This is a genomic window from Streptomyces sp. NBC_00012, from assembly GCF_045040875.1.
Taxonomy (GTDB): domain Bacteria; phylum Actinomycetota; class Actinomycetes; order Streptomycetales; family Streptomycetaceae; genus Streptomyces.
The window spans coordinates 3,704,677-3,730,098 of sequence record NZ_CP108309.1 but is presented as its reverse complement, the minus strand read 5'-3'; the positions used below and the strand labels follow the sequence as shown (position 1 = coordinate 3,730,098).

Genomic DNA, 25,422 nt, shown 5'->3' with positions numbered 1-25,422 from the left:
ATGCACGGAGTCTCGCGGGTCTGAGTCCAGCGTATCCGCCGGAAACCGGTTCCGAACCGCGCGAACAGGTGAACCAATCGTGGGACATTGACGGCCGCACCCCATCAGGAGCACAGCCGTCAACGAGCGGACGTCAGGCCGACGGAACGATCCGTCCCGTGACCTCGCCGAGCCCCACCCGGGTGCCGTCCGGCCCCGGTGCCCAGGCGGTCATCGTCACCGTGTCGCCGTCCTCCAGGAAGGTGCGCTTGCCGTCCGGGAGGTCCAGGGGGTCGCGGCCGTTCCAGGTCAGCTCCAGGAGGGAGCCGCGCTGTCCGGGCTCGGCGCCGCTGACCGTGCCGGAGCCGTACAGATCGCCGGTGCGCAGCGAAGCGCCGTTCACCGTCATCTGGGCCAGCATCTGGGCCGCCGTCCAGTACATCGTGGAGAACGGGGGCTCGGCGACGACCTGTCCGTTGATCGTGACGGAGATCCGCAGGTCGAGGCCGCCGTCCTCGTCCTCGTCCTCCAGATAGGGGAGCAGCGGGAAGTCGCGGGCCGGGGGCGCGATCCGGGCCGACTCCAGGGCCTCCAGCGGTGTCACCCAGGCCGATACGGAGGTGGCGAACGACTTGCCGAGGAACGGGCCGAGCGGGACGTACTCCCAGGCCTGGATGTCCCGCGCCGACCAGTCGTTGAGCAGGCAGAGCCCGAAGACGTGGTCGCGGAAGTCACCGAGCGGGACCGGGCGGCCCTGCTCGGAGCCCACGCCGACGACGAAGCCGACCTCGGCCTCGATGTCCAGCTTCACGGACGGGCCGAAGACCGGGGCCGCGTCGGCCGGCGCCTTGCGCTGTCCGGACGGGCGCACCACGTCCGTGCCCGAGACGACGACGGTGCCGGACCGGCCGTGGTAACCGATCGGGAGGTGCTTCCAGTTGGGCGTCAGCGCGTCGCCGTTCGGACGGAAGATCTTCCCGACGTTGGTGGCGTGGTTCTCGCTCGCGTAGAAGTCGACGTAGTCCGCGACCGCGTACGGCAGATGGAGCGTCACGGAATCGACCGGGTGCAGCAGCGGCTCGATGTCCGCGCGGTGGGCCGGGACCGTCACCCACGCGGTCAGGGCCCGCCGGACGTCCCGCCAGGCGGTGCGGCCGGCCGACAGCAGCGCCGTCAGGTCCGGCTGCGCGAGGAGCCGCGCGTAGGGCGAGCCGAGCGTGTGCGCCGCGGCTCCGGCGTCCAGTACGTGGTTGCCGATGCGGACGCCGACCCGGCGGTCCTCGGGGTGATCGGGGGTGGAGAACACTCCGTAGGGAAGGTTGTGCGGACCGAAGGGGTCGCCCTCGGCCAGATCGAGCGGGCTGCTCTGCTCGGGCATGTGTTGCTGCCTCGCTTTCCAGGTCGCTTGGGGGACACGTTACGTCGCCGCCGCCCCCTCGCGGGAGTGTCCCAACCGCCCCTGATGCCCGGAAAGTTCCGCCGTGCCCCGGGCGTTCGGGGCACGGCGGCGGGCAGCATCCAGGCCCTTTCAGCCGGCCGTGCGCGGGATCCGCTTCTCCCAGGTCCGGTGGAAGACGACCTCGCCGCCCTCCTTGCAGACCACCTCGTCGGTGGTGATGAAGTCGGTGTCGTCCGCACCGATCTCGGAGCGGGTCTCGATCCGTACGTCCCACGCCATCTCGGGCCGGTGCAGCCGGATCGCCCAGTCGGAGCGGGTGCGTGCCGAGAGCGGGTCCTTCTCCTGGATCGTGTACGTCTCCAGCGCGTCCTCGGTGAACTCCAGACCGTCCGGATAGACGCGGGTGCCGCCGTAGCGCGGGTCGACCTCCAGCCGCCATTCGCCCTTGGCGACGTCGCGGACCACCAGCCGCTCCGGGCGCTGTTCGTCGAGCGTCACGGGGTAGACGACGCCGAGCGGCTCCGACTGCTCCGGCTCCTCGAACCGGATCGCGGGGTCCTCGACGGCCCGGCGCACCGGCAGTTCGACGAGGCTGCCGTCGGCGTCCAGGACGAAGCCCACCGACCCGGCCTGCGGCCAGATCCACGGCCAGTACGAGGAGGAGACCGCGAGCCTGATCCGGTGGCCGGGCGGGAAGGTGTGCCCGATGCCGTTCAGCTCGAAGGTCACGTCCTCGGTGGCGCCCACCGGCCAGTCCTCCGACCGGTCGCGGCCATGGCGGGCGGACAGGTTGAGCGCGCCCCGGGTGACCAGCGTGGAGGAGCCGTCCGGTGCGACGTCGCAGAGCCGGGCGATCGCCTGGCCGCGCGGCACGTCCATCCGGATCCGCAGCTTCACCCGGGGGCGGCCCAGGATCTCGATCGGCGTGTCCTCGACCGGGAATTCGAAGCAGACCGACTTGGCGTCCTCGTCGCGCTGGTCGGGCGGCAGGTCGGCGTCGTTGCCGAACGGGAAGAAGCGTCCGGCGTCCAGCCCGGTCTGCTGCGGCGAGTCGACGGTCTGCGGCCCGCCCCCGAGCGCGTACGCGACCGGCGCGACGTTCGGGGACGGCCAGCTGTTCTCACCGACCCAGCGGCCCGGCAGCGTCTCGTACACCGTGGCGGGCCGGTGCGACCCGCTGATCCAGGCCCGCAGCAGCGGCTCGGCCATGACGCCGGTGTCCTCGTCCTTCAGATGCTGGTCCCACCAGCGCAGCGTCTCCTGGAGGAAGCCGATCGACGGCCCCGGCGGCAGACCGCGGTCCGGGTACTGGTGCGACCACGGCCCGATCAGCCCGCGGACCCGGCCGGGGTCCAGGTGCTCGACGAGCCGCAGCACGGTGTCGCGGTACGGGTCGTGCCAGCCGCCCACCGCGAGGACGTTCGCCCGGATCGCGGAGTAGTCCTCGCAGACGCTGCCGTGCTTCCAGTAGTCGTCGCGGGTCTGGTGCGCCAGCCAGGTGTGGATGAACGGGTCGACGGTCTCCAGCCGCTTCAGCCACATGTCCTTCCAGCCGTCGCCGACCTGAGCCGGGTCCGGCGGCCGGGAGACGAAGGCGAGCATGGTGGCCGCCCAGGCGTGCATGTCGACGCCGAGCACCGAGCCGCCCATGTAGTGGACGTCGTTGTCGTAGCGGTCGTCGGTCGAGCAGACGGTGACGATCGCCTTCAGCGGCTCGGGGGCCAGCGCGGCGATCTGGAGCGAGTTGAAGCCGCCCCACGAGATGCCGAACATGCCGACCCGGCCGGAGCACCACGGCTGCTGCGCCAGCCAGTGGATGACGGCGACGCCGTCGGCCAGCTCCGTCGCGTCGTACTCGTCGCCCGGCATGCCCTCGCTGTTGCCGTGTCCGCGCACGTCCACCCGGACGGAGGCGTAGCCGTGGCCCGCGTACCAGGGGTGGCGCTGCCAGTCCCGCGGCGCCGTCCAGTCGCTCAGCCGGTAGGGCAGGTACTCCAGGAGCGCGGGCACCGGTTCGTCGGTGATGGGCCGCCAGATCCGGGCGTACAGCCGGGTGCCGTCCGGCAGCGGGATGCGGACGTCCTCATGGGCGGTGTCGTACGGGAACGTGGTGCGGATGTGCATGGGGGTACCTCAGTGGACGGGGTGCATGGTGCGCTTGAGCCAGGGTGCGGCGGCGATGACGGCCACACCGGCCACCACCGCGATCGCGCCATTGACACCGAAGTAGGCGGGGTTGGAGACCTCGCCGTACAGCTTCACGACCTGGGCCTGGATGCCGTTGGCGAGGGCCAGCGAAAGGAACCAGAGCGCCATCGTCTGGCTGGCGAACGCCTTCGGGGCGAGCTTGGTGGTCGCGGACATGCCGGAGGTCTCCAGCAGGATGTCGCCGAGACCCAGCAACAGGTAGGAGCCGACGATCCACCAGGCGGCCATCTTGTAGGTGTCCCCGGAGTGCCCGGAGGTCGGCAGCACCATCAGCAGGAAGGACAGCCCGCCGAGGATCACCCCGATCGCGATCTTGTTGGAGGCGTGCGGCTGCCGCGGTCCCATCCGGGCCCAGACGGTGGCGACCACCGGGGCGAGCGCGACCTCGAAGGCGCCGAGCGCGGAGGCGTACCAGCTCGCCGGGAAATGGAAGCCGAAGATCTCGGTACGGGCGTTGGTCGACGCGAGCAGCATCATCGTCGAGTACGCCTGGAAGAGGATGAAGTTGAAGACGACGGAGGCCAGGAACAGCACCACGTACGGGCGAAGCCTGCCGCGTTCCTCCGAGGTGACCCGCGGACTGCGGAACATCACCACGAAGTAGACGACCGGGGCGATCACCGAGATCAGGGTGAGCAGGTCGACGAAGCGGTCCATGGTCAGCCAGCCCGCCAGGGCGAGCGCGGTGGCGGCGGCGGCGACCACGACGGCGCCGGCCACGATCAGCCGAATGGCGCGGCGCATGGGTGCTGGTTCCAGCGCGAATTCGGCGCTGTGCTTTCGCCCGGCCAGGTGACGCCGGCCCAGTACGTACTGGATCAGACCGAGCGTCATGCCGAAGGCGGCGGCCGAGAAGCCCCAGTGCCAGCTCGCGTGGTCGCCGAGCCAGCCGGTGACCAGCGGGCCCAGGAACGCCCCGATGTTGATGCCCATGTAATAGAGGGCGAAGCCGGCGTCGCGGCGCTCGTCGTCGGTGCGGTAGAGCTTGCCGACCATGGTTGCCACATTGGGCTTGAGCAGACCCGTTCCGGCGCTGATCAGCCCGAGGCCGACCCACGTCATGGTGTCGGTGGGCACCGCCATGGCGTAATGCCCGCAGGCAATGAGGATTCCGCCGTACAGGACGGCGCGGTAGGAGCCGAGGATCCGGTCGGCCAGCCAGCCGCCCGCGACGGAGACCAGGTAGACCAGGGTGCCGTAGGCGGCCGAGACGGAGGCCGCGGTGCCCGGTTCCATGCCCATGCCGCCGTGGGCGACGGTGTCGGCGAAGTAGAGGACGAGGATCGCCTGCATGCCGAGGAACGAGAACCGCTCCCAGACCTCCAGGCCGGACAGGGTCATCAACCCTCGTGGCTGACCGAAAAAGGCATGGTCGTCTTCGGGCGGCGGCTGACTCGGTTCGATATCGGTGGCCGTGTGGGACAAAGGGATGACTCCTGATCGTATGAGCTGATCCCGAACATACCGGCGGTGGCGGGAAGGCGCCCACGTTGATCCAAAGGGGACCGGATACGCTGACTTGAGTGATGACAGCGACACATCGACATTCCGTGTGATCGTCAGCAGACAGGAGATCCCCTCGTGACCGTCGTCGGGCCGTTCGGGCTGAGCGTGCGGGACCAGGCACTTGAGGCCGATGTCCAGGTCGGGTTGGCTGCTGTCGAGTCCGGGCTGCTCGACGCCACCAAGAGCGGCGTGCCCTTCATCACGGAGGCCGCGCAGCATCTCGTACGCGCCGGGGGCAAGCGTTTCCGGCCGTTGCTGGCGATGCTGGCCTCCCAGTTCGGTGACCCGGACGCGCCGGGCATCGTGCCCGCGGCCGTGGTCGTCGAGCTGACGCACCTCGCGACGCTCTACCACGACGACGTGATGGACGAGGCGGACGTGCGCCGCGGCGTGGACAGCGCCAACAGCCGCTGGGGCAACTCGGTGGCCGTGCTGACCGGCGACTTCCTCTTCTCCCGCGCCTCGCACATACTGGCCGACCTCGGCCCGGAGGCCGTACGCATCCAGGCGGAGGCGTTCGAGCGGCTGGTCACCGGCCAGATCCTGGAGACCGCGGGGCCGGGCGAGGGTGTCGACCCGGTCGAGCACTACCTGGAGGTGCTGCGCGGCAAGACCGGCTCGCTGATCGCGGTGGCCTGCCGGTTCGGCGCGATGACGGCCGGCGCGGACGATTCGGCGATCGACGTGCTCACCCAGTACGGGGAGCGGCTCGGCGTCGCCTTCCAGCTCGCCGACGACGTGCTCGACATCGCGTCCGACTCCCACGAGTCCGGCAAGACTCCCGGCACCGATCTGCGCGAGGGCATCCCGACGCTCCCCGTGCTCCACCTGCGGGCGCAGGCGCTGGCCGACGGGAAGCCGGAGGACCTGGAGCTCGTCGCGCTGCTCGACGGCGACCTCAGCGACGACGCCCGGCACGCCGAGGCGCTGCGCCGGCTGCGCGCCCACCCGGCGCTGGAGCAGGCCAGGCGGGACACCGTCCGGTACGCGGAGGAGGCGCGCGCCACGCTGGCGCCGCTGCCCGACGGCTACGCGAAGACCGCGCTGCGCGAGTTGTGCGACGCGGTGGTGCACCGCGCGGGCTGAGAGCCTGTCGGATGAACCCTGATCCGCCGTCGCGGCGTCCCCTGCCGGACGGGGGAGCCGGTGCCGTGCGGTGTCATACCGAAGAGGTACGCGGAGTTGCTCCCGCGGGCTGACGCTTCCGTGCCACCGGTTTGGTCAGATGGAGAACACAACCACTCCTGACCTGACCGGGTGAGAATGGCGGCACGGAGTGGACGAGTGCAACCGGACGGAAGCCGCCGACCACGGAGGTAGGGCACAGATGGCACCGAACGACAGCGCAGAGACCAACGGCGGGACCAGGGGCGCCGCCGGCCGCCGCAAGGCGGCGCGCTACATCGTCCCGGTCGCGGTGGCGGGAGTAGCGGCCGCGACGATCGGGCTCGTCCCGGCGCTCGCGAGCAGCGGCGACCCCGACCTGCCGAAGATCAGCGCACAGGAACTCATCGAGAGGATCGCCGCCTCGGACACCGAGCAGCTCTCCGGCACGGTGAAGATCAGCACGGACCTCGGCATCCCGTCGCTCGGCGGCCTGGCCGAATCCTTCGCCCCGGGCGGCGGGAGCGGCAAGGGCGGTTCGAGCGCCGACCCGCAGGAGCGGATGACGGAGCTGGCCTCCGGCACACACACCCTCCGGATCGCCGCCGACGGACCCGACAAGCAGCGGCTGTCGATCCTGGACAACGCGTCCGAGTACAGCCTGATCCACAACGGCGACCAGGTCTGGGCGTACGACAGCAAGTCCGACCAGGCGTACCACGCCACCGAGGACCGGGCGGGCAAGGACGCCGGCCGGGACGCCGGTCGGGACGGGAAGAAGTCCGGGCACCCGGTTCCCGAGGGCGTGCCCACCACCCCGAAGGCGCTCGCCGAGCAGGTGCTGAAGGCCGCCGGCCCCACCACGTCGGTGACGGTCGACGGCACCGCGCAGGTCGCCGGACGCGACGCGTACAAGCTGGTCATCAAGCCCAAGCAGAGCGGTTCCACGATCGGTTCGGTCACGGTCGCGGTCGACGCGGAGAGCGGCGTGCCGCTGAAGTTCACGCTGCTGGCGAGCAGCGGCGGCAAGGCCGTCGTCGACGCCGGCTTCACCGGGGTCGACTTCTCGAAGCCGGACGCCTCCTTGTTCACCTTCACCCCGCCCAAGGGCACCGAGGTGACCGAGGCCGACGACGTGAAGGCGGAGCACAAGGCCGACAAGGGCCTCGGCGACCTGATCCCGGGCGCCGACGCCGCGCAGCTGGGCGCAGGCGGGCAGGGCGCGGAGAACACGAAGGTCATCGGCGAGGGCTGGAGCGCGATCGCCGAGATCACCACCCCGGGCGGCACCGGACTCCCCTCGAAGAAGTCGGGCGATGTCCCGGCCGAGGCCCAGCAGTTCCTGGACACGCTGGGCGACAAGGTCACCGGCAAGTTCGGCTCGGGCACGGTCTTCAAGACCCGCCTGGTCAATGCCCTGCTGACGGACGACGGCAAGGTGTACGTCGGCGCGGTCACCAAGGACGCGCTGGTCAAGGCGGCGAACAGCGCCTCCTGACACCGGGGCGCGCCGCGCTCTCCCGCACCGCCGGCCCGCCCCGCCGTACGCTCCGTACGGCGGGGCGGGCCGCCATCGCCCGTCCGGCGGACCGGTGCCGGACAGGCCCCAGGAGGCCCGGCCCCGGTCCGCCGGACAGGACCCCTGCCCGACCCATGGGGAGTACGCATGACAGAGTCCGGGACCGTCGTCGAACCGACGGCGGTGACCGAGCCGGGAGCCGTGATCGAGACCCGGGGCCTCACCAAGCGGTACCGCGGCGGCCAGCTCGCCGTCGACGGCCTCGACCTCACCGTTCCCGGCGGCAGCATCTTCGGCTTCCTCGGCCCCAACGGCTCGGGCAAGACCACCACCATCCGGATGCTGATGGGCCTGATCGACCCGACGTCCGGCACCGCACGGCTGCTGGGCCGGCCCATGCCGGGCGCCGCCCGCACCGTGCTCCCGCAGGTCGGCGCGCTGATCGAAGGGCCCGCGCTGTACGGCTTCCTGAGCGGCCGGGACAATCTGCTGCGCTACGACTCCGCGGACCCGACCGCCGATCCGCGCACCCGCGGGTCCCGGGTGGGGCAGGCGCTGGACCGGGTCGGGCTGGCCGCGGCGGCCGGGAAGAAGGCCAGGGCGTACTCGCTCGGCATGAAGCAGCGCCTCGGCCTCGCCGCCGCCCTGCTCCAGCCGCGCCGGCTGCTCGTGCTCGACGAGCCGACCAACGGCCTGGACCCGCAGGGCATGCGGGAGATCCGCACCCTGGTCAGGGAACTGGCGGCGGACGGCACCACGGTCTTCCTCTCCTCGCACCTCCTCGACGAGATCGAGCAGGTCTGCACGCACGCCGCGGTGATGGCCAGGGGCCGGCTGATCACCCAGGGCCCGGTCGCCGAACTGGCGGCGGGTGCCCGCGGCCGGCTGGCCGTCACCACCCCCGACCCGGGCGACGCCGCCCGGGTCCTCAAGGAACTGGGCGTCACCGGGATCACGGTCGACGGCGACCGGGTGAGCGCCGAGGCCCCGCCGGGCGACGTGGAGCTCGCCGACCTCAGCGCGGCGCTGGTGCACGCCGGCGTACGGCTGAGGTCCTTCGGCGTCGAACGGGCCTCGCTGGAGGACGCCTTCGTCGCACTCACCGGAGAGGGTTTCGATGTCGCAGGCTGAAGCCGCGGTCGCCGCGGCGGGAAGGGCGCCGAGCCCGCTGTGGACCTTCGGGCTGCTGCGCTCCGAGCTGACCATCACGCTCCGTCGCTGGCGCACCCTCGCGCTGCTCGGGGTGCTGGCCGCCGTGCCCGTACTGATCGGCATCGCGGTGCGGATCGAGACGAACGACGGCTCCTCGCCCGGACCGGGCGGTGGTGGGGGAGGCCCGGCGTTCCTCTCCCAGGTCACCAACAACGGGCTCTTCCTGGTCTTCGCGGCCCTCGCCGTGACGCTCCCGGTCTTCCTGCCGATGGCCGTCGGGGTCGTCGCGGGCGACTGTGTGGCGGGCGAGGCGAACGCGGGAACCCTGCGCTACCTGCTGGTCGCCCCGGCCGGCCGGACCAGGCTGCTGCTGACGAAGTACGCCTCGGTGCTGGTGTTCTGCCTGGTCGCGACCCTGGTCGTGGCGCTGTCCGCGCTCCTGGTGGGCTCGCTCCTCTTCCCCGTGGGCGAGGTCACGACCATCTCGGGGACCCGGATCGGCTTCGGTGAGGGACTGCTGCGGGCCGGGCTGATCGCGGTGGTCGTCGCGGCGTCACTGATCGGGTTCGCGGCGATCGGCCTGTTCGTCTCGACCCTCACCGGCAGTGGCATCGCGGCCATGGCGGCCACCGTCGGGCTGCTGATCACCGTACAGATCGTGGACGGCATCCCGCAGTTGAGCGCGATGCACCCGTATCTCTTCCCGCACTACTGGATGTCGTACGCGGACCTGCTGCGCGCCCCCGTCTACTTGGACGAAGTGGTCAAGAACCTGGAGCTTCAGGGCTTGTACGCGGCGGTGTTCGGCTCGGCGGCCTGGGCCCGGTTCACGGCGAAGGACATCACCGCCTGACGCCGGGAACTCCCCGACGCACGGGGTGCAACGCTCGCCCGCGCCGTCGGCCGGGCGAGCCGTCCCCCGATCGGCTCGTCGCGGCACGAACGGCACGAACGGTGCGAATTGTGGGAACGATACGACACGGCACGTTCCGTTTCCGCCTGGGTATTGTTCGACCTCTGGCGACAGGCTGTCAACAAGGGTCGGTTCGAACACGCTTATGCTCACCGAATGATCACATCGCCGAGTTCACTGCGCCGCAGCGAGAGATCACGGAGAGCGACCCTGGAGGCCGCTCTCGCACTGTGCACGGAGAAGGGGTACGGCCGCGTCACCGTCGAGGCCATCGCGGCCAGAGCGGGTGTCAGCAAGAAGACGATCTACCGCTGGTGGCCGTCGAAGAGCGCGGTGATCCTGGAGGCGTTCGCGGACGCGCTGGTCGGCACGACGCCGTTCGCCGACACCGGTGACATCGCCGCCGATCTGCGGACCAACCTGACGGGCGCGGTGAAGCTCATCAACACGCCGCCCTTCGGCCCCGCGTACGCAGGGATCCTCTCCGAGATGCACCACGACGACGAACTCGCGCGGACCGTCCGGGCGAAGCTGGTCGACCCCCGCTTCGACGAGGCGGTCGCCCGCCTGCGCCGGGCCCAGGAGCAGGGGCAGATCCCACCGGACGCGAACCTTCCACTGGCCGTTGAGATGCTGTACGGCCCGATGTACTACCGGCACGTCCTGCGCAAGCCGATTCACGACGAGAAGGAGATCGCGGCCCTGGTCACGCAGGTGCTGCGGGCGATCGGGGTGCCGCCGGAGCCGTGAGGGCGGGGTGGCTGTCGGACCGGCGTGCGAGCATGCGGCGTATGGGAAATCTGTACGACTACTTCAGCGCACCGGACGACCCGACGGCCCTGGCGGCCTTCGACCAGGGCGTCGAGGAGGCCGGCCATCCGGTGCTGCCGGTCAAGGGGATCGACCCTTACGTGCAGTTGGGCCAGGCCGAGGGCCTGCTCACCGGCACGCCGTACGACGAGGTCTCCTCGCTCCCGCGCTTCAACCGGCTGCTCAGCTCCCCCGAGGACGAGTCCCGCTGGCTGGTCACGCTCACCGACGAGCTGCGCGACGCGCTCGCGGCCGAGAGACCCGGCGGGTTCGGTGCGGTGGCCGAAACCTGGTCGCGCATCGAGGAGTTCGGCGGTGTTGTCCCGCCCGACGAGCTGGCCGGCTTCCTCATGGGGCTGGCGGACCTGGCCGAGCGGGCGCGGACCCACCCCGAACCGCACCGGCTCTACTGCCTGATGTCGCTCTGACCTCCTGTGGGCCGGTACGCGCGGCTCGGCCGGTGCGCGAAGCTCGGCCGCACAACTCGACCGGTGCGCGTAACTCAGCCGAACACCCGCTCCAGCACGTCCGCGACCCCGTCGTCCTCGTTCGACGACGTCACCTCGTCCGCCGCCGCCCGTACCTCCGGATGGGCGTTGGCCATGGCCACGCCGTACCCGGCGGCGTGGAACATCGGCAGGTCGTTGGGCATGTCCCCGAAGGCGATCGCGGAGTCCGCGGCCACTCCGAGGTACTCGGCGGCCAGCGCGAGCCCGGTCCCCTTGTCGACGCCGAACGGCTGGAGCTCGACCGTGCCGGGGCCGGAGTGCGTGACGCCGGCCAGATCGCCGACGGCATTGCGGGCCGCCTCGGCCAGCGCGCCGTCCGCGAGCTCCGGGTGCCGGATGAGCACCTTCACCACGGGCGCGGACCACAACTCGTGCCGGTGCCGGGTCCGTTGGGCGGGGAGCGTGGGGTGGGGCATCAGGTACCCCGGCTCGATCAGGGTCCGCCCCTCGGCCCCGTCCTGGTCCACGGCCGCGAAGACCGGCCCCACCTGTGCCTCGATCTTGCCGAGCGCGGTGCCGGCCGCCTCCCGGTCCAGGGTGAGCGCCCGCACCAGCCGCCCTGACCCGGCGTCGTACAACTGGGTCCCCTGCCCGCACACCGCCGGCCCCCGATAGCCCAGTGCGTCGAGCAGCCCGCGTATCCCGGGCACGGGCCGCCCGGTGACCACGAGATGCCGGGCCCCGGCGCGGGCGGCCAGGGCGAGCGCGGCGCGGGTGCGGGGACTCACGGTGTCGTCGCCGCGCAGCAGGGTGCCGTCCAGGTCGGTGGCGACGAGGGCGTATGCGGGTGGGGTGGGCATGGCACAAGACTAGGAGCACCCGGAGCGCGGGCGGGCATGCGTTGACAGGTCCCCGCCGGGGTGCGTGTAATGAACCCGGTGTCGCGTGACGCCGGCCAAAGAGCAGTGGGCCGGCCGGTGCTCGGGCGAACACCCTTCACCGAGGGGCCCGTCATGAGTTCACACTCCGCGCCCTGTATCTGACGCACCTGTATCCGACGTAGCGATGTCCGCTCGTCGCGGTCTGCCGTCCCGCATGCTCCGGCGCCGTGCACCGTCATGGGCCGCGCATCGCGATCACTCGTTCCCATGGAGACACAGAACGTATGCCCACATCTTTCAACCAGTCCGTCATCGAGGAGTTCCGGGCCAACGCAGGTAAGGTCGGCGGCCCCTTCGAGGGCGGGGACCTGCTCCTGCTGACCACCACCGGCGCGAGGTCGGGGAAGCAGACCACCACGCCCCTCGGCTACGTCCGCCACGGCGACGCGTTGCTGGTCGTCGGCTCCAACCTCGGCGCCCCGCACCACCCCGACTGGTACCACAACCTGCTTGCCCACCCCGTGGTCCAGGTGGAGCTCGGTACCCGTACGTTCCAGGCGCTCGCGGTCCCCGCGGAGGGGGCGCGGCGCGAGCAACTGTTCGCGCACGCCGTGCAGGCCGCGCCCGGATACGGCGACTACCAGGACCGGACGACCCGGCCCCTCCCGGTCGTGGTGCTGGAGCGGGCCGAGCCCGACGGCTGGGAGCCGTCCCGCGAGATCAACACCCTCGCCGGCAAGGTGATGGAGATCCACACCTGGCTGCGGGGCCAGTTGCGCCACGTGAAGTCGGAGGTGGACGCCCACTTCGCCGCACGGGCCGCGCACCGGGTCCCCGGTGCGCCACCGGCTCCGGGGCTCGGGCTCCAGATCAGGCAGCGCTGCCTGGCGTTCTGCCAGTCGCTGGAGTTCCACCACGTCAGCGAGGACGAGCACCTGTTCCCCGGCATCGCCCGCCACCACCCGCACCTGACGGACACCTTCGCCCGGCTCGCCGACGAACACCGCACGGTCGCCCGCCTCCAGAGCGAGCTGGTGGCCCTGCTGGCGGACATCGCGACCGCCGACCCCGAGCGCTTCCGTGCCGAACTGGACAGGATGTCCACGGAGCTGAACGCGCATCTGGACTACGAGGAGGAGCAGATCCTGCCCCTGCTGGCCGGTGTCCCGTGGCCTCCCGCACCTCCGGCGTGAGTCACGCTGCGCAATCATTGACTACGCATGGTAATCATTGGCGAGAGGGTGCACCGGGCGCCCTCGTGACAGCCAGGAGAACCCTCATGCGTCGCGCCCTCACCGCGTTCGGCACCCTCGCCGCTGCGGCAATGCTCTCCGTATCGGTCACCCAGTCGGCCGGCGCCGCCACCGGAGACCTGATCATCAACGGGAAGGTCCACAGCAACCCCTCCGGGTGCTTCGACTCCGACCGCTGGCCGCTCGGCGTCGACAACAGAACCGATGACCTGGTGCTGATCTTCGAGGACGCGAGCTGCTCCGGCTCGGTCATCGCGGTCGTCCCACCGGGGTCCCGGCAGGTGTCGGAGTTCGGCGCGAGCGTCTTCGTCCGCTGATCCTGCTCGGCACTCTTCCCTTCCCGAGCCCCGGCGGCCCTCGCGGCCGCCGGGGCTTTCGCCGTATCCGCAGGTCGTGGTGGGGCCGAACGGAGGGACCACGCGCACCGCCCATCCGGGTGAGCGGTACGGCCGCCCGAATGGAAGCGTTTCGCGGATCCTGTTCCGGTCGTGACCCGAGCCCGCAGGGATCGTTCCCCAACCATGAAAATGATCTTGGCTGCCGCCGCGCTCGCCGTCCTGAGTATCGCCGTCGCCGCCCCCGCCCACGCCGCCACCCCCTCGGCGGCGAAGCCCCTGCACGCGAGCTCTGCCGTCGCTCCGATCACGGGGGCGGAGATCCCCGAGTCGAGCAGGTACGTGATCCACAACGCGGGTTCCCCCGCGGGGACGGGCCTCGGTATCGGCCCCGTCCCGCTGATCTACCCGCCGATCGACGTCCCCGTGCGGAACCTCTCGGGCTACTCCGTCGAGCGGTGGGTGGTGAAGCCGGTCGGGAACGGCCTGTACGCGATCACCGCCGGACAGGGGCGGCCCGCCGAACCGGGGCGCCCCGGTGACTACGCCCTCGTCGAGCGGGGCGACGACGTCTTCGTCTCGGCTGTGCAGGAGCCCGGCCAGTGGGCGATCCAGCCGGCCGGCGGCGGCAAGTGGACCATCGGAGTCCCCAACAGCGACAGGGTCATCACCCTGAACGAGGAGGGCGGGTTCCCGCCGGTCGTCCTGGCCCCGAGGGACGGGTCGGTCGCCCAGCTGTGGGACTCGGTGCGCGTCCCGGGTCTCGACTAGGGTTCGTTCCCGCCCGTGGCGCCGGGCGCCGGCAGCCGGGTGCCACGACAGCGTGACCGAAGAAGCCCCGCCATGCCCCCGATTCGGGGGCGTTGCGGGGCTTTCGTCATGACGGGACCGGCGCGCGCGGAGCCCGGTGGTCAGACGGCGCCGAACTCTCCGGCTTTGGCGCCCGCCACGAACGAGGCGAACGAGGCGGCGGAAGTGTTCAGCACCGGGCCGCTCGGGTTCTTGGAGTCGCGGACGGGGACCACGCCGCCCATTTCGCCCGTCCTCGCGCTGCGGTGGCTCGGCGGGCAGGCGTCGTGGATCGTGGACCGGCTCGATCCCGATCCGCAACGGTCGTCGTGGGTACGGCCGTTCATGCTCCTGCCGGCCGCTGCCCCCGCCCTCGACCGCCCTGCGGAACTCCGCGCCTGGTACGAGGACCGCGAGAGCCGGCGCGCCGCCCACGCACACATCAGGAGCGGCGCCCCGCTTCTCCTCGTCGTCCCGGTCGCTGACTGCGCGTACACGCTGTCCGTGCGGCCCGTACGGGCAACCGAACCGCGACCGCCCTGTCGGCCCCTGTCCGGTACGGACGAGGAAGGAATCCGGGCCGCCGTGCCGGGGTCGGAGTGATGCCGCGGCGGACGTCGCCTGCGGGACGCCAACGCCACGCGCCCGTAAGCCGGTTGGTGTCACTGCACGCAGAACTCATTGCCCTCGGGGTCCGCGAGCGTGGTCCAGGTGCCGCCCTGTTCCGCCACTTCGCGCAGCACCCTCGCGCCCAGCCCGACCAGGCGCTCCACCTCGGCCACGCGGCGCTCCGGGCCCGCGTGCACGTCCAGGTGGAGCCGGTTCTTCACCGTCTTGGCCTCCGGGACGCGCTGGAACAGGAGTCGTCGCCCGAGGCCCGCTCCGCTGTCCTTGTCGTACGGGTCGTCGGGGTGTCGGACCCCCGCGAGGTCGCGCCAGGCGCGGCGGTCGTGCGCGATGAGGGTGACGTCCTCGGGCACCGCGCCGAAGCCGAGCAGCCGCTCGATCAGGACGCTGTGGTCCTCCACGAGGTAGCCGAGGGCCTCGCCCCAGAAGGCGGCCTGGGCGTGCGGGTCGGCCGAGTCGATGACGACTTTCCAGTCCAGAGTCATGGAAACCGTTTATAGTGGTTACATGAGCGAGTCGTCAACGGACGCGCCGGGGCTGGTACTTCACACACCGGGGGGCCGCACCTTCCGCTTCGATCCCGGGGCCCTGTGCCTGGAACTGCTGCCCACCGGCGGGTACGCGCGGTACGCGGCGTACGAGGTGCTGCACGCCCCCGAGGACCTGGTGCGCTGGGCGGGGGAGAGCCGGCTGCCGGACGGTCTGTCGCTGTCGGTGAGCGCGGAAGAGCTGGTGCGGGCACACGAGTTGCGTGGAGCGCTGTGGAATCTGACCGCCGACCGGGCGCACGGGCGCCCTCTCGCCCGGTCGGATCTCGCCGTGGTGAACGCGGTGGCGGCCGAGCCGCCGCTCGTCCCCCGCATCGACCCCGGCAGCGGGGCCCTGGCCGTGGCCCCGGGCGCCACCGGAGCCGCCCTGCTCTCGACGGTCGCCCGTGACGCGGTGGAGCTCTTCACCGGTCCCTGCGCCAACCGCGTCCGTGAATGCGGCTCCGACAACTGCAAGCTGCTCTTCGTCGACACCTCGCGGCCGGGCAGGCGGCGCTGGTGCTCGATGGAGCGCTGCGGAAACCTCCACAAGGTGCGGGCGCACCGGGCCCGGCAGGCTCCGACGGAGGCATGAAGCCCCGCAGGGACCGGGAGGGCGGCTGCGGCTCGGGCCGGCGCGCCCCGCAGTCAGGCCGTTGCGGCCAGGCGGTCGAGGTAGTCGCTGATCGCGGTGCCCTGCGAGGCCGGGGCGATCAGGGCCACGTGGTTGTCGGGGCGGACCAGGACGAGGAGGGCGGCGTCCGGGGCGACGCCGTACGCCGTGCGGGCGTGGCCCGCGTCGTCGGTCAGGTCGCGGGGGGCTCCGGCGTCCACCCCGTACGCCCGCACCGTGTCGCCGTACGCCGCTTCCGTCGCCCGCAGGGCTTCCGCGGTGTCCGGGCCGAAGCCCAGGAGGGTGAAGTGCGGGCCCGCGAACGCCTCGAACAGGCGGACCCGCGCGCCCGTCGCGGCGTCGCGGCAGGGGGCGTCCGGGGCGCGGTCGCCCGCCCGGAGCCGGGGGGTGGAGCCGGGGGCGGAGAGGGAGCTCCAGGGGTGGCCGAGGCCCAGGCCCGCCGTGTCCCCGGAGACCGCCGAGTCCAGGCCGCCGCCCGGCCGGCGGATCGCGTCGAGGGTCGCCCGCAGCCGATCGGCGGTGATGTCCAGAGTCCAGGCGGCGACGGGCAGCCGCTCCTCCTCGTAGGTGTCCAGCAGGCGGGCGTCCGACCGGCCCTCGACGACCCGGGCGAGCTTCCAGCCCAGGTTGTACGCGTCCTGGATGCCGGTGTTCATGCCCAGCCCGCCCGCGACGGAGTGCACATGCGCGGCGTCCCCGGCCAGCAGCACCCGGCCCACCCGGTAGCGGTCGGCCATGCGCTCGTTGACCCGGTACGTGGACAGCAGGGCGGCCTGCGAGAGGCGGGCCGCCGGGAGCCGGGTGTGCTTGGCGAACAGGCGCCGGAAGCTTTCGAGCGAGGGCGGTACGAGGGCTCCCGTGCCGTCCCGCTCCGGGCCCGCCTGGAACCACCAGCCCGTGCGGGTACCAGGGATGGGGCACAGCATCACGGCGCCGTCCTCGTCGAACCACTGGTGCCAGAAGCCGCGGTCGAGGCCGTCCACCTCCACGTCCCCGCAGACCATCGCCTGCTCCTCCGTCGTCTTCCCCTCGAACGGGACGCCGAGCATCTTGCGCACCGGGCTGTGGCCGCCGTCGCACCCCACCACGTAGCGCGCCCGGACGCTCCGGCCGTCGGCGAGCGCGACGGTCACCGCATCGGGCCCCTGCGACAGGCCGACCGCCTCGGAGCCGAGCTCCACGTGCACGCCGTACTCCGTCAGGCGGTCCCGCAGGATCTGCTCCAGCCGCCACTGGGCGATGAGCCGGCCGTGGGCGTACGGGGCGTCCGGCGTCGGGTGCGAGGCCTCGGACGGATCGGTGTCGGCGACCGGCAGCCCGTCGCGGTACTTGCGCATCGGCAGCGGCCCCGATCCCGCGGCCAGGACCCGGTCGACGACGCCCAGGTCCTCCAGTACCTCCAGGGAGCGGGGGTTGGGGCCCTTCGCCCGTGAGCTGCGCGGGAACCCGTCGGACTTCTCGATGACCCGCACGCTGACGGAGCGCCGTGCCAGGTCGCAGGCGAGGGTCAGGCCGGTCGGGCCCGAACCGACGATCAGTACGGGGGTGGTGGTGGCGGGCGTGGTCGCGGGCATGCGGGCTCCTCGGTCGCGGTTCCGTGGACACCCAGAAAAACGCAACCGAGTCAAAAAAGCAACTGGGTAACTAAATTTGTGCGCGCGGGGTGGGCCCGTCGGCCGGTGTGTTCGGGTGGGAGGCCTGCTGCGCCGCCTGCCGCGCCTCGTGCATCCGCGTCCTCGTCCGCCGTGCCGCCCGGAACGCGTCCCACGTCAGCAGAGTGAGCGCCAGCCACACCAGGGCGAATCCGGCCCACCGCTCCGGCGGCATCGCCTCGTGGAAGTAGAGGATGCCGAGGGCGAACTGGAAGACCGGCGCCAGGTACTGCAGCAGGCCCAGGGTCGAGAGCGGCACCCGTATCGCCGCCGCCCCGAACAGGACGAGCGGGACGGCCGTGACGAGGCCCGCCGAGGCCAGCAGTGCCGCGTGGCCGATGCCCCCGGAGGTGAACGTCGATTCGCCCCGGGCGCCCAGCCACAGCAGGTAGCCGAGCGCCGGCACGAACACCACGGCGGTCTCGGCGGTGAGCGACTCCAGGCCGCCCATGTTGACCTTCTTCTTCATCAGCCCGTACGTCGCGAAGGAGAACGCCAGGACCAGTGAGATCCACGGCGGACGCCCGTAGCCGATCGCGAGCACGAGCACCGCCGCGAAACCGGTGCCGACCGCCACCCACTGCACGGGGCGCAGCCGTTCGCCGAGGAGCAGCACGCCCATGGCGATGGTGACCAGCGGGTTGATGAAGTAGCCGAGCGACGCCTCGACGACATGGCCGTTGTTCACGGACCAGATGTACAGGCCCCAGTTGACCGTGATCGTGGCCGCGGCCACCGAGATCAGGCCGAGCTTCTTCGGCTGACGGATCAGCTCGCCGATCCAGGACCAGCGGCGCAGCGCCAGCAGCGCGACGGCGACGAACGCGAGGGACCAGGCCATGCGGTGGGCGAGGATCTCGATCGCGCCTGCGGGCTTCAGCAGCGGCCAGAAGAGCGGGACGAGCCCCCACAGACCGTATGCGCCGATGCCGGACAGAAGTCCCGCCCGCTGTTCGTTGATCCCCTTCACGGGCCCTCCAGGCATGTCTGTGTCAACTGCACGAAGGTAGCGCCGGGGAGGGCCTCATGTCATACCCGTATCGCGATACGGTCATGACATGAGGCCCCTGAGGTGCGGGGGAGTGCTGTTACGCCGTGGCCACCGCGGCGGCCACCGTCTCGGCGAGCGGCGTCGTCGGGCGGCCGATCAGCCGGGCCAGATCGCCGCTCGTGGCGGCGAGCAGACCGCGCCCGATCGCCTCGTCCACGTCGACGAGGATCGCCGCGAAGCCCTCGGGCACCCCGGCGTGCTCCAGGATCTCCTGGAGCGCGGCGGCCGGGACGTTCTTGTACTCGATCTCCTTGCCGGTGGCGGCGGAGACCGCGGCGGCGTACTCGGCGAACGACCAGGCGACATCGCCGCTCAGCTCGTAGACCGCGCCGATGTGGCCCTCGCCGGTCAGCACGGCGGCGGCCGCGGCGGCGTAGTCGGCCCGGGCGGCGGAGGCGACCCGGCCGTCGCCCGCGCTGGCGACGACGGCGCCGAACTCCAGGACCGGGGCGAGGTTCGCCGTGTAGTTCTCGGTGTACCAGCCGTTGCGCAGGAAGGTGTGGGGCAGCCCGGAGTCGAGGATCAGCTGCTCGGTGACCTTGTGCTCGGCGGCCAGCTGGAAGTCGGCGTCGGGGCCGCCCAGTACTCCGGTGTACGCGAGCTGGGCGACGCCCGCCGCCTTCGCCGCGTCGATGACCGCGGTGTGCTGCGGTACGCGCTTGCCGACCTCGCTCCCGGAGATGAGCAGGACCCGGTCGCCGGCCCGGAAGGCGTCCTTGAGGGACTCCGGCCGGTCGTAGTCCGCGACGCGGAGCTCGATGCCGCGGGCGGCGAGGGGTGCCGCCTTCTTCTCGTCGCGCACCACGGCGGCGATCCCGCTCGCGGGCACGGTGGCCAGCAGTTCCTCGATGACGAGGCGGCCGAGCTCTCCGGTGGCTCCGGTGACGACGATGCTCATGGGGTTTCTCCTCCTGGGCGGAACTGGCGGCGCTGATCGCACTTGTGGCACTTGCCGTTTGCCCTTGTCCGGGCTCGTACGGCTCACTGTAGGGGGTGCACTAACCAATCGAAAGTACCTACTTTGAAGTAAGGTACTGGTGTGGACGTAAGTGAACGGGGTGCGCGGCCCGATGTGAACCGGCAGACGTGCCCCTCCCGGCTGGTGCTCGAACACGTCACCAGCCGCTGGGGCGTACTGGTACTGGCCGCCCTGCTGGAGCGCTCGTACCGCTTCAGCGAGCTGCGCCGCGAGGTGGGCGGCGTCACCGAGAAGATGCTGGCCCAGACCCTCCGGACGCTGGAGCGCGACGGCTTCGTGCACCGGGACGCGAAGCCGGTGATCCCGCCGCGGGTCGACTACTCGCTCACCGACCTGGGCCGGGAGGCCGGCGAGCAGGTGTGGGCGCTGGCCCGCTGGACGGAGCGGCGCCTGGACGCGGTGCACGCGGCGCGCGAGATGTACGACGAACACAAGGCGCACGCGGAGCGCGAGACGTAGAACCGGTCCCGCCGAGGCGCACGCCCCGCGTGGTCAGTCCGGCTGAGGGGCGCGTCCCTCCTCCAGCGCGTGCAGCGCACGCGACACGTCGAACGGCAGGATCGTCACCGCCACGTGCGGGAGCTGCCCCAGCGCCTTCGCCATCTGCTCGCCCGTGCCCCGGTGCAGCAGCTTCCCGAGCACATTGGTGTACATCCGCCGCGGCACCAGCACCGTCAGCGAGGTCCTGCCGTCCTCTGTGGTGCGGACGGCCAGCTCCTTCATCGCGTGGCGCAGCCGACGGTCCGGGCACTCCACCAGCTCCAGGGCGACGGACGTGGCCGCCGTCGCCTCCCACCGGGCGGCCAACCGCCGGCCGTGCGCCTCGTCGATCGCGAAGTGCACGGCCCGGATCTCGTCGGGGCGCAGTTCGTGTGCGTACCGCAGCGCCTTGATCGTCGCCAGATCCAGCGTCTCGACGAGGACGAAGACCAGATGGCGCAGGTCCCGGGGCCGGTCGGCCCCGGGCGGCTGGAGACTCTGCAGCGCCGCGGCCTCACGCCGGTACTCGCGGTTGATCCGGGTCAGCGCCCACATCCCGAGCGGGAAGACCACCACGACCAGCCAGGCGCCCTCGGTGAACTTGGTGACCGCGAAGATCAGCACGACGGCGGCCGAGATGACCGCGGCGAGCCCGTTGACGGCGATCTTCACCCGGCGGTACGGCTCGCGGCGCCGCAGGTGGTACGCGGTGAGACCGGCCCCGGCCATGGTGAAGGCGGTGAACACTCCGATCGCGTACAGCGCCACCAGCCTGTCCACGCTGGCCCCGGTGGCCAGCAGCAGCGCCAGCGAGACGACGGTCAGCGCGATGATGCCGTTGGAGAACGCCAGCCGGTGTCCGCGCCGGGTCAGCTGCCGTGGCAGGAACCGGTCCTCGGCGACGAAACTGGCGAGGAACGGGAACCCGGTGAACGGTGTGTTGGCGCCGGTGTAGAGGACCAGCGCGGTCGCCAGCTGTACGAAGACCAGCCCGGCCGTCCCGAGCGGCCCGCCGCCGAAGGCGAGATGGGCCTCCTGCGCGATGACCGTCGGGGTGCCGTCGGCGTAGGGGACGGCATGGGTGAAGTGCGCCAGCGTGGAGACGCCGAGAACCAGTACGCCGAGCACACAGCTCATCGCGATCAGGGTGCGGCGGGCGTTGCGGCCCTGCGGTTCGCGGAACGCGGAGATGCCGTTGGAGATCGCTTCGAGCCCGGTGAGGGACGAGCCGCCGTTGGCGAACGAGCGCAGCACGATGAAGAGCGAGGCGCCGTAGAGCCAGCCCTCGCCCGGGGTGCCGAGCGGTACGACTCCGGCGGCGTGCAGGTCGGCGTGCGGCAGCTCGCCCGTGAGCCCGCGCACCGCGGCGACGAGGAGGACGAGACCGACGGCGGCCATGAAGAGATAGGCGGGCAGCGCGAAAGTCCGGCCCGCCTCGCGGATCCCGCGCAGATTCCCGTATGCGAGCAGCACGATGACGCCGACGGAGACCGGGATCTGGAGGTGGTCGAGGCCCGTGAAGTCGCCGCCGATCAGATGGGCGAGCGAGATCAGGGCGTTGGTGCCCGCCGAGACCTGGACGGCGACGGTGACGATGTAGTCGACGAGCAGCGCCACGGCGGCGATCTGCGCGACGTTCGGCCCGAAGTTCTCCCGCGCGACGACATAGGACCCGCCCGCCCGGGTGTAGATCATGACGACATCGCTGTAACAGAGCGTCAGAAGCAGCAGCACCAGCAGGATCGCGCCGGTCACCGGCATCAGCAGGGTGAAGGCGGCGGCCCCGACGACGGGCACGAGGACCCGGAGCATCTCCTCGGAGCCGTACGCGGACGAGCTGATGCAGTCGGAGGCGAGCACCCCGAGCGCCGTCCGGTTGTTCAGCTTCTCCTCACTGATGCGCTCGGTGGTGAGCGGCTTGCCGAGCAGATGCCGTTTGGCGCGGTACGCGGGACGGTCGAGGGTCATGGCCACATCGTGCGCGGCGGCCGGCCGCACGCCCGGTACGCCGTCGCCGGACAGGCCGAAATTCAGCCCGTCCGGCGACGGTGTGATCCAAACGGGACGAATCAGCCGACGACCGTCCAGGTGTCGTTGCCGGCGAGGAGGGCGGCGAGGTCGCCCTTGCCGTTCTGTTCGACGGCGGTGTCGAGCTGTTCGGCCATCAGGGTGTCGTAGACGGGGCGGTCGATGTCGCGCAGGACGCCGATGGGGGTCTGGTGGAGGGTGTCGGGGTCGGCGAGGCGGGAGAGGGCGAAGGCCGTGGTCGGCGACGGGTTGTGGGCGTCGTGGACCAGGATCCGGGACCGGTTCTCCTCGGTGACGGCCACCACCTGGAGGTCTCCGGTGGCGGGATCGCGGACGACGCCCTTGCTGTTGTCCGTGCCGAAGAGGATGGGCTGTCCGTGTTCGAGGCGGATGACCGCGTCCTGGGCCCGTTCCTTGTCCTTGAGGGCCTCGAAGGCGCCGTCGTTGAAGATGTTGCAGTTCTGGTAGATCTCCACCAGCGCCGTGCCCGGATGGTCGGCCGCCGCGCGCAGCACGCTCGTGAGGTGCTTGCGGTCGGAGTCGATGGTGCGGGCGACGAAGGAGGCCTCCGCGCCGATGGCCAGCGAGACCGGGTTGAAGGGGGCGTCGAGGGAGCCCATCGGTGTGGACTTGGTGATCTTGCCGACCTCGGAGGTGGGGGAGTACTGGCCCTTGGTGAGGCCGTAGATCCGGTTGTTGAACAGGAGGATCTTGAGGTTCACATTGCGGCGCAGGGCGTGGATGAGGTGGTTGCCGCCGATGGACAGGGCGTCGCCGTCGCCGGTGACGACCCAGACGGACAGGTCGCGGCGGGAGGAGGCGAGCCCGGTGGCGATGGCCGGGGCGCGGCCGTGGATGGAGTGCATCCCGTAGGTGTTCATGTAGTACGGGAAGCGGGAGGAGCAGCCGATGCCGGAGACGAAGACGATGTTCTCCTTCGCCAGGCCGAGTTCGGGCATGAAGCCCTGTACGGCGGCGAGGACTGCGTAGTCGCCGCAGCCGGGGCACCAGCGGACTTCCTGGTCGGACTTGAAGTCCTTCATGGACTGCTTGGCCTCGGCCTTGGGCACCAGGTGCAGGAGCTGGTTGGCGTCAGGCATCGAGGGCCTCCTTGAGTGCCGTTGCGAGCTGCTCGGCCTTGAACGGCATGCCGTTGACCTGGTTGTAGCTGTGTGCGTCGACGAGGTATCTGGCCCGGATGAGGGTGGCGAGCTGGCCGAGGTTCATCTCGGGGACGACGACCTTGTCGTAGCGGCCGAGGACGTCGCCGAGGTTCTTCGGGAACGGGTTGAGGTGGCGCAGATGGGCCTGGGCGATGGGCTGTCCGGCGGAGCGGAGCCGGCGGACGGCGGCGGTGATGGGGCCGTACGTGGAGCCCCAGCCCAGGACGAGGGTCTTCGCTTCGTCCGGGTCGTCGACGTTGAGGTCGGGGACCTCGATGCCGTCGGTCTTGGCCTGGCGGGTGCGGACCATGAGCTCGTGGTTGGCGGGGTCGTAGGAGATGTTGCCGCTGCCGTCCTGCTTCTCGATGCCGCCGATGCGGTGTTCGAGACCGGGCGTGCCGGGCACCGCCCACGGCCGGGCCAGGGTGTGCGGGTCGCGCTTGTAGGGCCAGAACACCTCGGTGCCGTCGGCCAGTTCGTGGTTGGGGCCGGTCGCGAACCGGACCCGCAGATCGGGCAGCTCCTCGGTCTCGGGGATCTTCCACGGCTCGGAGCCGTTGGCGAGATACCCGTCGGAGAGCAGGAAGACGGGGGTGCGGTAGGTCAGGGCGATCCGGGCGGCGTCGAGCGCGGCGTCGAAGCAGTCGGCCGGGGTCCTGGGGGCCACGATCGGGACGGGGGCCTCGCCGTTGCGCCCGTACATCGCCTGGAGCAGGTCGGCCTGCTCGGTCTTGGTCGGCAGACCCGTGGACGGGCCACCGCGCTGGATGTCGACGACGATCAGCGGCAGCTCCAGGGAGACGGCGAGCCCGATCGTCTCCGACTTCAGCGCCACCCCCGGACCGGACGTGGTCGTCACCGCGAGGGAGCCGCCGAAGGCCGCGCCCAGCGCCGCCCCGATCCCCGCGATCTCGTCCTCCGCCTGGAACGTGCGCACGCCGAAGTTCTTGTGCCGGCTCAGCTCGTGCAGGATGTCGGAGGCCGGGGTGATCGGGTACGAGCCCAGATACAGCGGCAGGTCCGCCTGGCGGGACGCGGCGATCAGTCCGTACGACAGCGCCAGATTCCCCGAGATGTTGCGGTACGTGCCCGGCGGGAAGGCCTGCGAGGCGGGCGCCACCTCGTAGGAGACGGCGAAGTCCTCCGTCGTCTCCCCGAAATTCCACCCCGCCCTGAACGCGGCCACGTTCGCCTCGGCGATCTGCGGCTTCTTCGCGAACTTCGCCCGGAGGAACGCCTCGGTCCCCTCGGTCGGCCGGTGGTACATCCACGACAGCAGACCCAGCGCGAACATGTTCTTCGACCGCTCGGCCTCCTTGCGGGAGAGCCCGAACTCCTTCAGCGCCTCGATCGTGAGCGTCGTCAGCGGCACCGGATGGACGCTGTAGCCGTCCAGGGAGCCGTCCTCCAGCGGAGAGGTCTCGTAGCCGACCTTCGCCATCGGCCGCTTGGTGAACTCATCGGTGTTCACGATGATTTCCGCACCGCGCGGCACGTCGCCGATGTTCGCCTTCAGCGCGGCCGGGTTCATCGCCACCAACACGTTCGGCGCGTCGCCCGGCGTGAGGATGTCGTGGTCCGCGAAATGCAGCTGGAACGAAGAAACCCCCGGCAGCGTGCCTGCGGGGGCGCGGATCTCGGCGGGAAAGTTCGGCAGCGTCGAAAGGTCGTTCCCGAACGACGCGGTCTCCGAAGTGAAGCGGTCACCGGTGAGCTGCATACCGTCTCCGGAGTCACCCGCGAAACGGATGATCACCCGGTCGAGGCGGCGGATCTCCTTGTCGCCGGCACCCGCATGATCGGAGCGGGGGGCACGCTGCCCCCCGACGAGCGCCTCACTGGCCTCATCGGCCTGTTCGGCTGGGCTACTGACCTGGCTGGTCACTGAACTGGACCTCCCTCGGGGCGGCGGCTCTGGTCCCGCCGGCCCGCCGACGGTCCCATTGCCCACCCTACGTCGGTAAGGGTCGCCTTCCCTTGACCG

At 71.2% G+C, this 25,422-nt stretch carries 23 protein-coding genes and 1 pseudogene; 12 read left to right on the top strand and 12 right to left on the bottom strand.

The window, feature by feature from the left end; all coding sequences use genetic code 11:
- Nucleotides 1-133 precede the first annotated feature (133 nt).
- The 3 genes from fahA to OHA19_RS16985 form a co-directional block, all read right to left on the bottom strand.
- Nucleotides 134-1,357: a fumarylacetoacetase gene (gene fahA / locus OHA19_RS16995; RefSeq protein ID WP_405715693.1), complete on the bottom strand. Its 1,224-nt coding sequence runs from the start codon at nucleotides 1,355-1,357 to the stop codon at nucleotides 134-136.
- A gap of 150 nt (nucleotides 1,358-1,507) precedes the next feature.
- Nucleotides 1,508-3,502, bottom strand: a complete 1,995-nt coding sequence (locus OHA19_RS16990; RefSeq protein WP_405715695.1) for a CocE/NonD family hydrolase — start codon at nucleotides 3,500-3,502, stop codon at nucleotides 1,508-1,510.
- A gap of 9 nt (nucleotides 3,503-3,511) precedes the next feature.
- Nucleotides 3,512-5,011, bottom strand: a complete 1,500-nt coding sequence (locus tag OHA19_RS16985; protein WP_405715697.1) for a peptide MFS transporter — start codon at nucleotides 5,009-5,011, stop codon at nucleotides 3,512-3,514.
- 156 nt (nucleotides 5,012-5,167) lie between these two features.
- Between OHA19_RS16985 and OHA19_RS16980 the strand changes: the two genes are divergently transcribed.
- The 6 genes from OHA19_RS16980 to OHA19_RS16955 all read left to right on the top strand — a co-directional run bounded on the left by OHA19_RS16980 (nucleotide 5,168) and on the right by OHA19_RS16955 (nucleotide 11,018).
- On the top strand, nucleotides 5,168-6,178 hold the full coding sequence (locus tag OHA19_RS16980; protein WP_405715698.1) for a polyprenyl synthetase family protein: 1,011 nt from the start codon (nucleotides 5,168-5,170) through the stop codon (nucleotides 6,176-6,178).
- Nucleotides 6,179-6,419: 241 nt separating this feature from the next.
- A complete protein-coding gene (locus tag OHA19_RS16975) occupies nucleotides 6,420-7,694 on the top strand; it encodes a LolA family protein (RefSeq protein WP_405750678.1) in 1,275 nt (424 codons plus the stop codon).
- Nucleotides 7,695-7,862: 168 nt separating this feature from the next.
- Complete coding sequence (locus OHA19_RS16970; protein ID WP_405715702.1) at nucleotides 7,863-8,846, top strand: ATP-binding cassette domain-containing protein; 984 nt, start codon at nucleotides 7,863-7,865, stop codon at nucleotides 8,844-8,846.
- Entirely contained in the window at nucleotides 8,833-9,720 is an 888-nt protein-coding gene (locus OHA19_RS16965) for an ABC transporter permease (protein WP_405715704.1), read from the top strand. The genes OHA19_RS16970 and OHA19_RS16965 overlap by 14 nt, the downstream gene beginning before the upstream one ends.
- Nucleotides 9,721-9,936: 216 nt before the next feature.
- Nucleotides 9,937-10,530, top strand: coding sequence for a TetR/AcrR family transcriptional regulator (locus OHA19_RS16960; RefSeq protein WP_405715706.1), 594 nt, complete (start codon nucleotides 9,937-9,939; stop codon nucleotides 10,528-10,530).
- A gap of 41 nt (nucleotides 10,531-10,571) precedes the next feature.
- Complete coding sequence (locus OHA19_RS16955) at nucleotides 10,572-11,018, top strand: hypothetical protein (protein WP_405715708.1); 447 nt, start codon at nucleotides 10,572-10,574, stop codon at nucleotides 11,016-11,018.
- A 74-nt stretch (nucleotides 11,019-11,092) separates the two neighbouring features.
- Here OHA19_RS16955 and OHA19_RS16950 read toward each other — a convergent pair whose 3' ends face one another.
- Complete coding sequence (locus OHA19_RS16950; protein ID WP_405715710.1) at nucleotides 11,093-11,899, bottom strand: HAD family hydrolase; 807 nt, start codon at nucleotides 11,897-11,899, stop codon at nucleotides 11,093-11,095.
- Nucleotides 11,900-12,204: 305 nt separating this feature from the next.
- Here OHA19_RS16950 and OHA19_RS16945 point away from each other — a divergent pair, with 305 nt between their 5' ends.
- From OHA19_RS16945 to OHA19_RS16935, 3 genes are all read left to right on the top strand, one after another.
- Nucleotides 12,205-13,113, top strand: a complete 909-nt coding sequence (locus tag OHA19_RS16945) for a nitroreductase/quinone reductase family protein (RefSeq protein WP_405715712.1) — start codon at nucleotides 12,205-12,207, stop codon at nucleotides 13,111-13,113.
- A gap of 86 nt (nucleotides 13,114-13,199) precedes the next feature.
- On the top strand, nucleotides 13,200-13,490 hold the full coding sequence (locus OHA19_RS16940) for a hypothetical protein (RefSeq protein ID WP_405715713.1): 291 nt from the start codon (nucleotides 13,200-13,202) through the stop codon (nucleotides 13,488-13,490).
- 204 nt (nucleotides 13,491-13,694) lie between these two features.
- The gene (locus OHA19_RS16935; RefSeq protein WP_405715715.1) at nucleotides 13,695-14,279 is read left to right on the top strand and encodes an RICIN domain-containing protein; all 585 of its coding nucleotides are present in this window, start codon (nucleotides 13,695-13,697) and stop codon (nucleotides 14,277-14,279) included.
- 140 nt (nucleotides 14,280-14,419) lie between these two features.
- Here OHA19_RS16935 and OHA19_RS16930 read toward each other — a convergent pair.
- Nucleotides 14,420-14,536: pseudogene (locus OHA19_RS16930) on the bottom strand (DUF397 domain-containing protein); the annotation flags it as partial.
- 55 nt (nucleotides 14,537-14,591) lie between these two features.
- Here OHA19_RS16930 and OHA19_RS16925 point away from each other — a divergent pair.
- Entirely contained in the window at nucleotides 14,592-14,900 is a 309-nt protein-coding gene (locus OHA19_RS16925; protein WP_405750675.1) for a hypothetical protein, read from the top strand.
- 59 nt (nucleotides 14,901-14,959) lie between these two features.
- Here OHA19_RS16925 and OHA19_RS16920 read toward each other — a convergent pair whose 3' ends face one another.
- Complete coding sequence (locus OHA19_RS16920) at nucleotides 14,960-15,409, bottom strand: VOC family protein (RefSeq protein WP_405750672.1); 450 nt, start codon at nucleotides 15,407-15,409, stop codon at nucleotides 14,960-14,962.
- 22 nt (nucleotides 15,410-15,431) lie between these two features.
- On the opposite strand from OHA19_RS16920, the gene OHA19_RS16915 reads away from it, so the two are divergent.
- The gene (locus tag OHA19_RS16915) at nucleotides 15,432-16,046 is read left to right on the top strand and encodes a CGNR zinc finger domain-containing protein (RefSeq protein WP_405750669.1); all 615 of its coding nucleotides are present in this window, start codon (nucleotides 15,432-15,434) and stop codon (nucleotides 16,044-16,046) included.
- Nucleotides 16,047-16,099: 53 nt separating this feature from the next.
- Here the strand turns inward: OHA19_RS16915 and OHA19_RS16910 are convergent, their stop codons facing one another.
- The 3 genes from OHA19_RS16910 to OHA19_RS16900 all read right to left on the bottom strand — a co-directional run bounded on the left by OHA19_RS16910 (nucleotide 16,100) and on the right by OHA19_RS16900 (nucleotide 19,686).
- A complete protein-coding gene (locus tag OHA19_RS16910; RefSeq protein WP_405750667.1) occupies nucleotides 16,100-17,659 on the bottom strand; it encodes an FAD-dependent monooxygenase in 1,560 nt (519 codons plus the stop codon).
- 70 nt (nucleotides 17,660-17,729) lie between these two features.
- Nucleotides 17,730-18,707 carry an EamA family transporter RarD gene (gene rarD / locus OHA19_RS16905; protein WP_405715725.1) on the bottom strand — a complete coding sequence of 326 codons (978 nt, stop codon included), beginning with the start codon at nucleotides 18,705-18,707 and terminating at the stop codon, nucleotides 17,730-17,732.
- A 118-nt stretch (nucleotides 18,708-18,825) separates the two neighbouring features.
- Nucleotides 18,826-19,686 carry an SDR family oxidoreductase gene (locus OHA19_RS16900; RefSeq protein WP_405715727.1) on the bottom strand — a complete coding sequence of 287 codons (861 nt, stop codon included), beginning with the start codon at nucleotides 19,684-19,686 and terminating at the stop codon, nucleotides 18,826-18,828.
- 141 nt (nucleotides 19,687-19,827) lie between these two features.
- On the opposite strand from OHA19_RS16900, the gene OHA19_RS16895 reads away from it, so the two are divergent.
- On the top strand, nucleotides 19,828-20,226 hold the full coding sequence (locus OHA19_RS16895; protein WP_405715729.1) for a winged helix-turn-helix transcriptional regulator: 399 nt from the start codon (nucleotides 19,828-19,830) through the stop codon (nucleotides 20,224-20,226).
- 33 nt (nucleotides 20,227-20,259) lie between these two features.
- On the opposite strand, the gene OHA19_RS16890 is transcribed toward OHA19_RS16895, so the two are convergent.
- The 3 genes from OHA19_RS16890 to OHA19_RS16880 form a co-directional block, all read right to left on the bottom strand.
- A complete protein-coding gene (locus OHA19_RS16890) occupies nucleotides 20,260-22,215 on the bottom strand; it encodes an APC family permease (protein WP_405715731.1) in 1,956 nt (651 codons plus the stop codon).
- 101 nt (nucleotides 22,216-22,316) lie between these two features.
- Nucleotides 22,317-23,375 (bottom strand): 2-oxoacid:ferredoxin oxidoreductase subunit beta, encoded by a 1,059-nt coding sequence (locus OHA19_RS16885; protein WP_405715733.1) that lies wholly within the window; start codon nucleotides 23,373-23,375, stop codon nucleotides 22,317-22,319.
- On the bottom strand, nucleotides 23,368-25,323 hold the full coding sequence (locus tag OHA19_RS16880) for a 2-oxoacid:acceptor oxidoreductase subunit alpha (protein ID WP_405715735.1): 1,956 nt from the start codon (nucleotides 25,321-25,323) through the stop codon (nucleotides 23,368-23,370). Before OHA19_RS16880 ends, OHA19_RS16885 begins: the two co-directional genes overlap by 8 nt.
- Nucleotides 25,324-25,422: the final 99 nt, after the last annotated feature.

Coding starts and splice junctions, on each gene's coding strand:
- fahA (WP_405715693.1), bottom strand. CDS start 1,357: ATGCCCGAGCAGAGCAGCCCGCTCGATCTGGCCGAGGGCGACCCCTTC.
- OHA19_RS16990 (WP_405715695.1), bottom strand. CDS start 3,502: ATGCACATCCGCACCACGTTCCCGTACGACACCGCCCATGAGGACGTC.
- OHA19_RS16975 (WP_405750678.1), top strand. CDS start 6,420: ATGGCACCGAACGACAGCGCAGAGACCAACGGCGGGACCAGGGGCGCC.
- OHA19_RS16970 (WP_405715702.1), top strand. CDS start 7,863: ATGACAGAGTCCGGGACCGTCGTCGAACCGACGGCGGTGACCGAGCCG.
- OHA19_RS16965 (WP_405715704.1), top strand. CDS start 8,833: ATGTCGCAGGCTGAAGCCGCGGTCGCCGCGGCGGGAAGGGCGCCGAGC.
- OHA19_RS16960 (WP_405715706.1), top strand. CDS start 9,937: ATGATCACATCGCCGAGTTCACTGCGCCGCAGCGAGAGATCACGGAGA.
- OHA19_RS16955 (WP_405715708.1), top strand. CDS start 10,572: ATGGGAAATCTGTACGACTACTTCAGCGCACCGGACGACCCGACGGCC.
- OHA19_RS16950 (WP_405715710.1), bottom strand. CDS start 11,899: ATGCCCACCCCACCCGCATACGCCCTCGTCGCCACCGACCTGGACGGC.
- OHA19_RS16945 (WP_405715712.1), top strand. CDS start 12,205: ATGCCCACATCTTTCAACCAGTCCGTCATCGAGGAGTTCCGGGCCAAC.
- OHA19_RS16940 (WP_405715713.1), top strand. CDS start 13,200: ATGCGTCGCGCCCTCACCGCGTTCGGCACCCTCGCCGCTGCGGCAATG.
- OHA19_RS16935 (WP_405715715.1), top strand. CDS start 13,695: ATGAAAATGATCTTGGCTGCCGCCGCGCTCGCCGTCCTGAGTATCGCC.
- OHA19_RS16920 (WP_405750672.1), bottom strand. CDS start 15,409: ATGACTCTGGACTGGAAAGTCGTCATCGACTCGGCCGACCCGCACGCC.
- OHA19_RS16915 (WP_405750669.1), top strand. CDS start 15,432: ATGAGCGAGTCGTCAACGGACGCGCCGGGGCTGGTACTTCACACACCG.
- OHA19_RS16910 (WP_405750667.1), bottom strand. CDS start 17,659: ATGCCCGCGACCACGCCCGCCACCACCACCCCCGTACTGATCGTCGGT.
- OHA19_RS16900 (WP_405715727.1), bottom strand. CDS start 19,686: ATGAGCATCGTCGTCACCGGAGCCACCGGAGAGCTCGGCCGCCTCGTC.
- OHA19_RS16890 (WP_405715731.1), bottom strand. CDS start 22,215: ATGACCCTCGACCGTCCCGCGTACCGCGCCAAACGGCATCTGCTCGGC.
- OHA19_RS16885 (WP_405715733.1), bottom strand. CDS start 23,375: ATGCCTGACGCCAACCAGCTCCTGCACCTGGTGCCCAAGGCCGAGGCC.